The organism is Arthrobacter sp. MMS24-S77 (assembly GCF_054888235.1).
Genome location: NZ_JBTZRN010000001.1, coordinates 3,502,622 through 3,514,463 on the forward strand (window position 1 = coordinate 3,502,622; position 11,842 = coordinate 3,514,463).

The 11,842-nt window shown below is 61.9% G+C and carries 7 protein-coding genes; 2 read left to right on the top strand and 5 right to left on the bottom strand.

The features are described from left to right. Position 1: 1 nt before the first annotated feature. The 3 genes from rpsL to rpoB all read right to left on the bottom strand — a co-directional run bounded on the left by rpsL (position 2) and on the right by rpoB (position 8,339). A complete protein-coding gene (gene rpsL, locus ACX5I4_RS16065; protein WP_009358312.1) occupies positions 2 to 376 on the bottom strand; it encodes a 30S ribosomal protein S12 in 375 nt (124 codons plus the stop codon). Between the two features lie 451 nt (positions 377 to 827). Further along, positions 828 to 4,727 (bottom strand): DNA-directed RNA polymerase subunit beta', encoded by a 3,900-nt coding sequence (locus tag ACX5I4_RS16070; RefSeq protein ID WP_364535086.1) that lies wholly within the window; start codon positions 4,725 to 4,727, stop codon positions 828 to 830. A gap of 105 nt (positions 4,728 to 4,832) precedes the next feature. Next, entirely contained in the window at positions 4,833 to 8,339 is a 3,507-nt protein-coding gene (rpoB, locus tag ACX5I4_RS16075) for a DNA-directed RNA polymerase subunit beta (protein ID WP_461837511.1), read from the bottom strand. Positions 8,340 to 8,736: 397 nt separating this feature from the next. On the opposite strand from rpoB, the gene ACX5I4_RS16080 reads away from it, so the two are divergent. Together ACX5I4_RS16080 and ACX5I4_RS16085 are read left to right on the top strand one after the other, a co-directional pair. Beyond that, positions 8,737 to 9,945, top strand: coding sequence for an acetyl-CoA C-acetyltransferase (locus tag ACX5I4_RS16080; RefSeq protein WP_461837512.1), 1,209 nt, complete (start codon positions 8,737 to 8,739; stop codon positions 9,943 to 9,945). 42 nt (positions 9,946 to 9,987) lie between these two features. Then, on the top strand, positions 9,988 to 10,455 hold the full coding sequence (locus ACX5I4_RS16085; RefSeq protein WP_461837513.1) for an aminoacyl-tRNA deacylase: 468 nt from the start codon (positions 9,988 to 9,990) through the stop codon (positions 10,453 to 10,455). A gap of 94 nt (positions 10,456 to 10,549) precedes the next feature. Here ACX5I4_RS16085 and rplL read toward each other — a convergent pair whose 3' ends face one another. Together rplL and rplJ are read right to left on the bottom strand one after the other, a co-directional pair. Then, a complete protein-coding gene (gene rplL / locus ACX5I4_RS16090; RefSeq protein WP_184740626.1) occupies positions 10,550 to 10,927 on the bottom strand; it encodes a 50S ribosomal protein L7/L12 in 378 nt (125 codons plus the stop codon). Positions 10,928 to 11,002: 75 nt separating this feature from the next. Then, complete coding sequence (gene rplJ, locus ACX5I4_RS16095) at positions 11,003 to 11,608, bottom strand: 50S ribosomal protein L10 (protein WP_461837514.1); 606 nt, start codon at positions 11,606 to 11,608, stop codon at positions 11,003 to 11,005. Between the last annotated feature and the right edge of the window lie 234 nt (positions 11,609 to 11,842).

Here is an 11,842-nt window from a genome sequence, read left to right on the forward strand (position 1 = left end):
ATTACTTCTTCTCCATCTTTGCGCCGTAGCGGCTGCGGGCCTGCTTGCGGTTCTTGACACCCTGGGTATCGAGGGCACCACGGACGATCTTGTAACGGACACCCGGGAGGTCCTTCACACGACCACCACGGACGAGCACGATGGAGTGCTCCTGGAGGTTGTGGCCAACACCGGGGATGTAGGCGGTAACTTCAACGCCACCGTTGAGGCGCACACGTGCAACCTTACGCAGAGCCGAGTTCGGCTTCTTCGGGGTGGTCGTGTAAACGCGGGTGCAAACACCGCGGCGCATCGGGCTGCCCTTAAGCGCGGGAGCCTTGGTCTTGGAGACCTTAGGCGTGCGGCCCTTGCGGACCAGCTGGTTAATCGTAGGCACTTTCGTGTTCTCCGTTGGTTGATCTCTGCCCCGCGCCCAGGCGTTAGCCTGTGTTTGCGTGAGAGCTTTGGCGTTGTCCATGCGGCCCGGGTCCGAAGATCCAGTGGGCGTGCAAAAGTGCGGCATTCGTTGCGCACGTAGCCCGCAACCCGGAAACAGGCTCCACCCAACATCATGAGAACAAAACCGAAATGATGCTGCGGCGGCCTTCATCCACTGCCACACAGAACAATTACGAAAATTCTAGCATGGCTTGATCTGAGGCCTTAATCGGGTGTAAGCGGTGGAGCACGACGCCGCGTGCCGGCCGCCGTCGTCGGGCTCCTGCTTGAGGTGCCCCGGTGACGTGAGGCGCGCGCCGCCGTCGGGCTCCATCGCGGGGCACAAGGCCCCGTCAAACGGGAAGGACCCCGCACTCGCTGAGTACGGGGTCCTTCCTTCGCGCGACTTCTTAGCGGAAGTCGTTGCCGAGATCGTAGTCATCCAGCGGGATGGCGTGGAACTCGGGAGCTCCGTCCCCGCCCAGGGCGTCATACGAGAAGTCGGTGAAGGCGCTGGGGCCCGTGAACAGGCTTGCCTTTGCTTCTTCAGTCGGCTCCACGGTGACCTCGGTGTAACGGGGCAGGCCCGTGCCGGCCGGGATCAGCTTACCGATGATGACGTTCTCCTTGAGGCCAAGCAGCGGGTCGCTCTTGCCTTCCATGGCCGCCTGCGTCAGAACGCGGGTGGTCTCCTGGAAGGAAGCGGCCGACAGCCAGGACTCGGTTGCCAGGGATGCCTTGGTGATACCCATGAGTTCCGGACGGCCGGAAGCCGGGGTACGGCCTTCGGACACCACGCGACGGTTCTCGTCTTCGAAGCGGCTGCGCTCAGCGAGCTCGCCCGGAAGCAGCTCGGAGTCGCCGGATTCGATGACGGTCACGCGGCGCAGCATCTGACGGACGATGACTTCCACGTGCTTGTCGTGGATGCCAATGCCCTGGCTGCGGTAAACGCCCTGGACCTCGTCCACCAGGAACTTCTGGGCGGCACGCGGACCCATGATGCGCAGAACCTGCTTCGGGTCCACAGGACCGTTGATCAGCTTCTGGCCGACGCTGACGTGCTCGCCGTCCTCGATGAGGAGGCGGGAACGGCGCAGCACCGGGTACGCGATCTCCTCGGAACCATCGTCCGGGGTGATGATGAGGCGCATCTGGCGCTCGGACTCTTCGATGGCGATGCGGCCGGCTGCTTCAGCAATCGGTGCAACACCCTTCGGAGTACGGGCTTCGAAGAGTTCCTGGATACGCGGCAGACCCTGGGTGATGTCGTCGCCACCGCTGGCGGAAACAGCACCACCGGTGTGGAACGTACGCATGGTCAGCTGGGTACCGGGTTCACCGATCGACTGTGCGGCGATGATGCCGACGGCCTCTCCGATGTCCACGGTCTTGCCGGTGGCCAGTGAACGGCCGTAGCAGAGCGCACAGGTACCGACCTTGGACTCACACGTGAGCACGGAGCGGACCTTGACCTCGGTGATGCCGGCCGCGAGCAGCTCGGCAATGACGACGTCGCCGCAGTCGGTGCCGGCAGCGGCAAGCACTGCGCCCTTGGAGTCGACGACGTCGACGGCGAGGGTACGTGCGTAGGCGCTGTTCTCGACGTTCTCGTCAAGGACCAGCTCACCATTGGAGTCCGGCACTGCGATTGCGGTCATGAGACCGCGCTCGGTGCCACAGTCCTCTTCACGGACGATGACGTCCTGCGAAACGTCCACCAGACGACGGGTCAAGTAACCCGAGTTGGCGGTACGCAGCGCGGTGTCGGCAAGACCCTTACGGGCACCGTGCGTGGCGATGAAGTATTCCAGCACCGACAGGCCCTCGCGGTACGAGGACTTGATCGGACGCGGGATGATCTCACCCTTCGGGTTGGCCACAAGACCACGGATACCCGCGATCTGGCGGACCTGCATCCAGTTACCACGTGCACCGGAGGACACCATGCGGTTGATGGTGTTCATCGGGGACAGGCTGTCACGCATCGCCTGGGCGATCTCGTTGGTGGCCTTGTTCCAGATCTCGATCAGTTCCTGGCGGCGCTCGTCGTCGTCGATCAGGCCCTTGTCGTACTGGCCCTGGATCTTGGCAGCCATGGTCTCGTAACCGGCCAGGATGGCCGGCTTGGAGGTGGGCACCTCGATGTCGGAGATTGCCACGGTGACGCCTGAGCGGGTGGCCCAGTAGAAACCGGCGTCCTTCAGGTTGTCCAGCGTTGCAGCGGTGACAACCTTCGGGTAGCGCTCTGCGAGGTCGTTGACGATCCGGGAAAGCTCGCCCTTGTCGGCAACAGCCTCAACCCACGGGTAGTCCTCCGGCAGGGTCTCGTTGAAGAGAACCTGGCCGAGGGAGGTCTGGACGAGCGCGGTCTGACCCGGCTCCCAGCCTTCCGGAGCTTCCCAGCCGGCGTAAGGCACAAAGCCCTCAAGACGGATCTTGACCTGGGAGTTCAGGTGCAGCTCGCGGGCGTCGTAGGCCATGATGGCTTCCGCAACCGAGGAGAAGATACGGCCTTCGCCTGCCGAACCAACACGCTTGGTGGTCAGGTGGTACAGACCGATGATCATGTCCTGCGAGGGCAGGGTCACCGGGCGGCCATCAGACGGCTTCAAGATGTTGTTCGAGGAGAGCATCAGGATGCGGGCTTCAGCCTGGGCTTCTGGGCTCAGCGGCAGGTGGACTGCCATCTGGTCGCCGTCGAAGTCAGCGTTGAAGGCACCACAAACCAGCGGGTGAAGCTGGATGGCCTTGCCTTCAACAAGCTGCGGCTCGAATGCCTGGATGCCGAGGCGGTGCAGGGTAGGTGCACGGTTGAGCAGCACCGGGTGTTCGGTGATGATCTCTTCCAGCACGTCCCAGACCTGCGGACGGTAACGCTCGACCATGCGCTTGGCCGACTTGATGTTCTGCGCGTGGTTGAGGTCAACCAGTCGCTTCATCACGAACGGCTTGAAGAGCTCCAGGGCCATCTGCTTGGGCAGACCACACTGGTGCAGCTTCAGCTGCGGGCCGACGACGATGACCGAACGGCCGGAGTAGTCGACGCGCTTGCCGAGCAGGTTCTGGCGGAAACGGCCCTGCTTGCCCTTGAGCATGTCGCTCAGGGACTTCAGCGGACGGTTGCCTGGACCCGTGACGGGGCGGCCGCGACGGCCGTTGTCGAAGAGGCTGTCAACAGCTTCCTGAAGCATGCGCTTCTCGTTGTTGACGATGATCTCCGGAGCACCGAGGTCAAGCAGTCGCTTGAGTCGGTTGTTGCGGTTGATCACGCGGCGGTAGAGGTCGTTGAGGTCGGAGGTCGCGAAGCGGCCACCGTCCAACTGGACCATCGGGCGCAGTTCCGGCGGGATCACCGGGACGGCGTCCAGCACCATGCCAAGCGGGCTGTTGTTGGTGGTCAGGAATGCGTTAACAACCTTCAGGCGCTTGAGCGCGCGGGTCTTGCGCTGGCCCTTGCCGTTCTGGATGGTGTCGCGCAGGGACTCCGACTCTGCCTGCATGTCGAAGTTCTCAAGACGCTTCTTGATGGCTTCGGCACCCATGGAGCCTTCGAAGTACATGCCGTAACGGTCGCGCAATTCGCGGTACAGGCCTTCGTCACCTTCGAGGTCGGCGACCTTGAGGTTCTTGAAGCGGTCCCAGACCTGCTCGAGGCGCTCGATCTCAGCATCCGCGCGCTTGCGGACGTTGGCCATCTGACGGTCCGCGGAGTCGCGGGCCTTCTTCTTGTCCGCAGCCTTGGCGCCTTCACCTTCGAGGCGGGCAAGCTCGTCCTCAAGGTCGCGGGCAATCGTGGCGATGTCGCTGTCGCGGTTGTCGACGAGCTGCTTCTTCTCGAGGTCGTGCTCCACCTGAAGGTTCGGCAGTTCCGCGTGACGGCTCTCGGTGTCGACGCTGGTGATCATGTAGGCAGCGAAGTAGATGACCTTTTCAAGGTCCTTCGGTGCCAGGTCAAGGAGGTAGCCCAAGCGGGAGGGAACACCCTTGAAGTACCAGATGTGCGTGACGGGAGCGGCCAGCTCAATGTGGCCCATGCGCTCGCGGCGCACCTTGGCGCGTGTGACTTCAACGCCACAACGCTCACAGATGATGCCCTTGAAGCGCACGCGCTTGTACTTGCCGCAGTAGCATTCCCAGTCGCGGGACGGGCCGAAGATCTTCTCGCAGAAGAGGCCGTCCTTCTCGGGCTTGAGCGTGCGGTAGTTGATGGTTTCCGGCTTCTTGACCTCACCGTACGACCAGCCGCGGATGTCTTCCGCGGTGGCGAGGCCGATCTGCATGAGGCCGAAGGAGGATTCGCTGGACATATGGTCCCTGTTCTCTCTTGTTCTCTAAATTCTGAAGTCTTGATTTACGGAAAGAGGCAGCTGCCCTTTGGCTGGCGGTTCGCACCGCCAGCCAAAAGCGGCTGTTTAGACCTCTTCTACGGAGCTGGGCTCTGCGCGAGACAGATCAATGCCCAGTTCTTCCGCAGCCGTAAAGACTGCGTCATCAGAGTCACGCATTTCGATCGTCGTACCGTCCGTGGAAAGAACTTCCACGTTCAGGCACAGCGACTGCATTTCCTTGATCAAGACCTTGAAGGATTCCGGAACGCCAGGCTCGGGGATGTTCTCGCCCTTGACGATGGCTTCGTAAACCTTCACGCGGCCGTGGATGTCATCCGACTTGATCGTGAGCAGTTCCTGGAGGGTGTAGGCAGCGCCGTATGCTTCGAGCGCCCAGACTTCCATTTCACCGAAGCGCTGGCCACCGAACTGTGCCTTACCACCCAGCGGCTGCTGCGTGATCATGGAGTACGGGCCGGTGGAGCGTGCGTGGATCTTGTCGTCCACCAGGTGGTGGAGCTTCAGGATGTACATGTAGCCCACGGAGATCGGGTCCGGGAACGGCTCGCCAGAGCGGCCGTCGAACAAACGCGTCTTGCCGGAAGAGTCGATCAGGCGGTCGCCGTCGCGGGTCACGTTGGTGGAATCCAGCAGACCTGTGATTTCCTCTTCACGTGCACCATCGAACACCGGGGTGGCAACGGTCGTCTGGCCGGATTCACGAGGCAGGTTCGGAAGGTTCTTGACCCACTCCGGCTCGCCTTCGATCTTCCAACCGGTCTTCGCAACCCACCCGAGGTGCGTCTCCAGCACCTGGCCGACGTTCATACGACCCGGAACACCCAGCGGGTTCAGGACGATGTCCACCGGCGTACCGTCGGCAAGGAACGGCATGTCCTCGATCGGCAAGATCTTGGAGATGACGCCCTTGTTACCGTGGCGGCCGGCGAGCTTGTCGCCGTCGGTGATCTTGCGCTTGGCAGCAACGTAGACGCGGACGAGCTGGTTAACGCCCGGGGGCAGCTCGTCGTCGTTGTCGCGGTCGAAGACGCGAACGCCGATAACCGTACCGGACTCACCGTGCGGAACCTTCAGGGAGGTGTCACGCACTTCGCGTGACTTCTCGCCGAAGATCGCACGGAGCAGTCGCTCTTCCGGAGTCAGTTCGGTTTCGCCCTTCGGGGTGACCTTTCCGACCAGGATGTCGCCGGCTTCAACCTCGGCACCGATGTGGATGATGCCGCGCTCGTCCAGTCCTGCAAGGACTTCCTCGGACACGTTGGGGATATCACGGGTGATTTCCTCGGCACCAAGCTTGGTGTCGCGGGCATCGATCTCGTGCTCCTCGATGTGGATGGAGGAAAGAACGTCCTCAGCGACGATGCGCTGCGACAGGATGATGGCGTCCTCGAAGTTATGGCCTTCCCAGGACATGAATGCCACGAGGAGGTTCTTACCGAGGGCGAGTTCACCCTGGTCCGTTGCCGGGCCGTCAGCGATGATGCCGCCGACTTCGAGGCGCTGGCCTTCGTTGACCAGGACACGGTGGTTGTAGCAGTTGCCCTGGTTGGAACGGGCGAACTTGTTGATGCGGTAGCTGGTTTCCGTGCCGTCGTCGTTGAGCATGGTGACGAGGTCGGCGGAAACTTCGTTGACAACACCGGCCTTCTTCGCGATGACAACGTCACCGGCGTCGACGGCGGCGGCGCGCTCCATACCGGTACCCACGAATGGGGCCTCGGAACGGACCAGCGGCACGGCCTGGCGCTGCATGTTGGCACCCATGAGCGCGCGGTTTGCATCGTCATGCTCAAGGAACGGAATCAGGGCGGTAGCCACAGACACCATCTGCCGCGGGGAAACGTCCATGAACTGAACGTCGGCAGCCGGAACCAGAACGGGCTCGCCTCCACCACCACGGGCACGGACAAGCACGGTTTCTTCCGCGAACCTCTTGTCAGCGTCCAGCGGAGCGTTGGCCTGTGCAATCAGGACCTCGGCCTCGTCGTCGGCGGTGAGGTACTGGACCTCATCGGAAACGACACCCTCGGAAACCAAACGGTACGGAGTCTCGATGAAACCGAACGGGTTGATCCGGCCGTAGGAAGCCAACGAACCGATCAGACCAATGTTCGGGCCTTCAGGAGTTTCGATGGGGCACATACGTCCGTAGTGCGACGGGTGAACGTCTCGAACTTCCATGCCTGCGCGGTCACGGGACAGACCACCCGGGCCAAGGGCCGACAGGCGGCGCTTGTGGGTCAAACCCGACAACGGGTTGTTCTGGTCCATGAACTGGGACAGCTGGGACGTTCCGAAGAACTCCTTGATTGCTGCCACAACAGGGCGGATGTTGATCAGGGTCTGCGGCGTGATCGCTTCGACGTCCTGCGTGGTCATGCGTTCGCGGACGACGCGCTCCATGCGGGACAGGCCGGTGCGGACCTGGTTTTCGATCAGTTCTCCGACGGCGCGGATGCGGCGGTTGCCGAAGTGGTCGATGTCATCGATCTCGACGCGGAGCTCGTGGTCTTCGCCATCGCGCTTGCCCATGAGGGTCTTCTCGCCGGCGTGAAGCGCGACGAGGAACTTGATCATGGCGACAATGTCTTCAACGTGCAGGACCGAAGCTTCCTTGTCGCCAAGGGAGCGGTCGATGCCGAGCTTGCGGTTGATCTTGTAACGGCCAACCTTGGCCAGATCGTAGCGCTTGGCGTTGAAGTACAGGTTGTCCAGCAGGGACTGGGCAGCCTCGACGGTGGGCGGCTCGCCCGGACGCAGCTTGCGGTAGATGTCCAGGAGCGCGTCTTCGCGGGTTTCGGTGGCGTCCTTCTCCAGCGTTGCGCGCATGGAGTCGTACTGGCCGAACTCTTCCAGGATCTGGCCTTCGGTCCAACCAAGGGCCTTCAGCAGGACGGTGACCGACTGCTTACGCTTGCGGTCGAGGCGAACGCCGACCTGGTCGCGCTTGTCGATTTCGAGTTCGAACCATGCACCGCGGGACGGGATGATCTTTGCTGTGAAGATGTCCTTGTCACTGGTCTTGTCAGCGGTGCGCTCAAAGTACGCGCCCGGTGAACGGACCAGCTGGGAGACGACGACACGCTCGGTGCCGTTGACAACGAACGTTCCCTTCTCGGTCATGAGAGGGAAATCGCCCATGAACACGGTCTGCTGCTTGATTTCACCCGTGTTGTTGTTCATGAACTCGGCCTTGACATACAGCGGTGCCGAGTAGGTGGCGTCACGGTCTTTGCATTCGGCCATGGTGTACTTCGGATCAGCGAACTCCGGCTCGGAGAAGCTCAGGGACATAGTGCCCTGGAAGTCCTCGATGGGGGAGATCTCTTCGAAGATGTCGGCAAGTCCAGAGGTGGTGGCGACGCTCAGGTCGCCTTCCTCGACAGCCTTCGCTACCCGCGCCTGCCAGCGTTCGTTTCCGACCAGCCAGTCAAAGCTGTCCGTCTGCAGTGCGAGCAGATTCGGAACGTCCAGCGGTTCGTGAATCTTTGCGAATGAGAGCCGGCGAGTTGCACCATCGGTGCTTGCCGTATTAGCGGTTTCGTTATTAGAGGTGCTCGAGGCGACCAAGAGGGATCCTTCCACAGACCTTCAGGCGTTTTCAGATCTCCCCCGCTTGCACCCTGCAGATTGAATCCGCAGTGTACCTTTCCGGTTCCGCTATATGACCCGGGACCCCGGCTGACCAAGAGCATGCTCGTTCTAAACGGCACATCAAAAGGCGCAGCTGAGGGGTAAAGCCCACCGCTATATGAAGGCTGAAGGTTAACAGGGAAGACGCAAATATCCACGATACGGCAAATCAACCCACCTGTCTACCCCACATTTCGCTTGAATGCAAGCACAGTTGCTGCAGGCACCTATGCGGCCGTGCCGACGGAATGTTGTTCCGGGCTCCATTGTTGAATGGAGAGGTGATGGGCGCCACGGTAGCCTAGGCTGACCACCCTTGATCGGAAGAGAGAAAATGAGCACCCCTTCAGACAAAAGGGACAACAACGACGTTGTCATCCTTTCCGCCACCCGTACCCCACAGGGCCGGTTGAACGGTCAACTGGCTGGACTCACCGCCGTCGAGCTCGGTGCGCACGCCATTTCAGGCGCCATCGCGGCGAGCGGACTCACGGCCGACAAAGTGGACGCGGTGATCATGGGACAGGTCCTGCAAGCGGGAGCCGGCCAGAATCCGGCCCGGCAAAGCGCCATAGCTGCCGGCATCGGATGGAACATCCCGGCCGTCACCATCAACAAGGTCTGCCTCTCCGGGCTGACAGCCGTGATCGATGCCGCGCGAATGATCCGCAGCGGCGATGCCACCGTTGTGGTTGCCGGCGGCCAGGAATCGATGAGCCGCGCTCCCCACTTGCTGCCCGGCTCGCGGCAGGGATGGAGCTACGGGGCGATCCAGGCCCTCGACGTTGCTGCCCACGACGGCCTCACCGATGCCTTTGACGGCCAGTCGATGGGCCTGTCCACCGAGATCAAGAACCTCTCCCTGGGCATCGATCGCCGCTCCCAGGATGAAGTGGCCGCCGCTTCCCACCAGCGTGCCGCCGCGGCTGCCGAACAAGGAGTGTTCGACGGCGAGATCGCACCCATCAGCATCAAACAGCGCAAGGGCGAGCCGGTGGTACTGAGCAACGACGAAGGGATCCGCCCGCAGACAACGATCGAGACGCTGGCTCCCCTGAAGAGCGCCTTTGCGACCGACGGAACCATCACTGCGGGCAACTCCTCTCCCCTGTCCGACGGCGCCTCCGCGCTGGTGCTCGCGAGCCGCCGGTTCGCCGAGGAGAACGGCCTCGAGTATCTCGCTGTTCTCGGCAAGCCCGGGCAGGTGGCCGGACCTGACAACAGCCTTCATTCGCAGCCATCACACGCCATCCGGCATGCTCTGGACCGCGCCGGATGGACTACGGCCGATCTGGACTTCATCGAGATCAACGAAGCGTTCGGCTCGGTTGCGGTGCAGTCCCTGAAGGATCTGGACTATCCCTTGGAAAAGTGCAACATCCATGGCGGAGCCATCGCACTCGGACACCCGATCGGGGCCTCAGGGGCCCGGCTTGCCCTTCATGCGGCCCACGAGCTGAAGCGCCGCGGCAAGGGCAAGGCGGCGGTCGCTTTGTGTGGCGGTGGCGGCCAAGGCGAAGCACTGCTCCTGTACCGCGACTAGGAATTCGGCAGCGGGAGCAAACACTGGAGAAACGAGGCATGAATGCGGGGGACTGAGCGATTCCTGGCCGACGCGGCCACCCGAGGCCTGGAGGTCCAGCTCGTGGAACGGGCGGCGGCCGGAAGTCTTGAGGAGGCGGCCCGCATCATGGGGATCACGCCGTCGGACATTGTGAAGTCCCTTGTGATCAAACACCGGGACGGCACGTTCCTGTTCGCGTTGGTTCCTGGTGACCGGCAGATCTCCTGGCCCAAGCTGCGCGCACTCCTCGGCGTCAACAAGTTGTCCATGCCCTCTGCCGATATCGCCTTCGAGGCCACCGGCTATGAGCGCGGCACCATCACTCCATTGGGAAGCTCGAAACCCTGGCCGGTCTATGCTGACGCCAGCATCGCGGGACGGCGGGTTTCCATGGGTGCCGGTGAACATGGATTCAGCGCCTTCGTGAAAGCCGACGAACTGGCTGCCGCATTGCAGGCCGTGGTGGCCGACATCAGCGACCCTCTCTGACCCTTCCAAAAGCAACGCTCAAAATGCAGGAAGCCCCGCCCGGACGAATCCGGACGGGGCTCCTTGGATAAAGTGAATTATCCGAAAAGGCGAGTTACTTGACAGTAACCGTGGCACCGGCAGCTTCGAGCTGCTCCTTGGCCTTCTCTGCGGCTTCCTTGTTGGCGCCTTCGAGAACAGCCTTCGGTGCGCTGTCAACCAGGTCCTTGGCTTCCTTGAGGCCGAGGGAGGTGATGGCGCGTACTTCCTTGATCACTGCGATCTTCTTGTCGCCGGCAGCTTCGAGGATGACATCAAATTCGGTCTTCTCTTCGGCTTCTTCGCCAGCGCCGCCCGCAGCCGGGCCTGCAACTGCAACAGCAGCAGCAGTAACTTCGAAGGTCTCTTCGAAGAGCTTGACGAACTCGGAGAGCTCGATGATGGTCAGTTCCTTGAAAGCTTCAATGAGCTCTTCGTTGCTGAGCTTCGCCATGTTTGGCGTCCTTCCTTTAGGTGGTGCTGCCACGGACAGCGTCCGTTACTGCACCGCAGTTTGATTGGGGAGAACTTAGTTCTCTTCGGTTGCTGCTTCAGCGGCTTCAGCCGGAGCGGCAGCCTCTTCTGCAGCAGCCTCGGCGGGAGCCTCTTCGGCAGCCGGTGCTTCTTCAGCGGCCGGTGCTACAGCGCCGCCCTCTTCTTCAAGCTTGAGGCGCAGAGCGTCAATGATGCGTGCAGCAGCGGCAGCAGGTGCCTTGAGGATGCCTGCAACCTTGGCGAGCTGCAGCTCACGGGACTCGAGGGCTGCCAGAGCGGCAACCTCTGCTGCGTTCAGTGCCTTGCCTTCGAAGTAGCCGGTCTTGATGACCAGCTGCTTGTTGACCTTGGCAAAGTCCGTCAGGCTCTTGGCGGCGGCAACCGCGTCACCCTTGATGAACGCAATCGCAGTGGGGCCGGCGAGCTGACCGTCGAATGCTTCGACCCCAGCTTCCTTGGCTGCAATGGCGGTCAGGGTGTTCTTGACGACCGCGAACTTGGTGTCCAGGCCGAGAGAAACACGCAGCTGCTTGAGCTGTGCAACAGAGAGCCCGCGGTATTCGGTCAGGACAGCGGCGTTCGATTCCTTGAAATCGTTCGTGATCTCAGCTACTGCGGAGATCTTTTTGGGCGTTGCCATAACCCTCCTTCCGGGGAATAAAGCCGGTCTTCCGGGTCCCCGCTCAAAAGAGCTGTAACTAAAAAACGCCCCGCGCAGATGCACGGGGCTTGGCTCGACACGGTCAAAATGATCATGGAGACTTGCTTCGTTCACCTGCGCCGGCCGCCCTTTGTCAGGGTCCTTCGTCTGGGAAACCACTTGGTTCTTCCGCGCGTCGCTACAGTATTGAGCTGCGCACAGAGGAGTGGATTC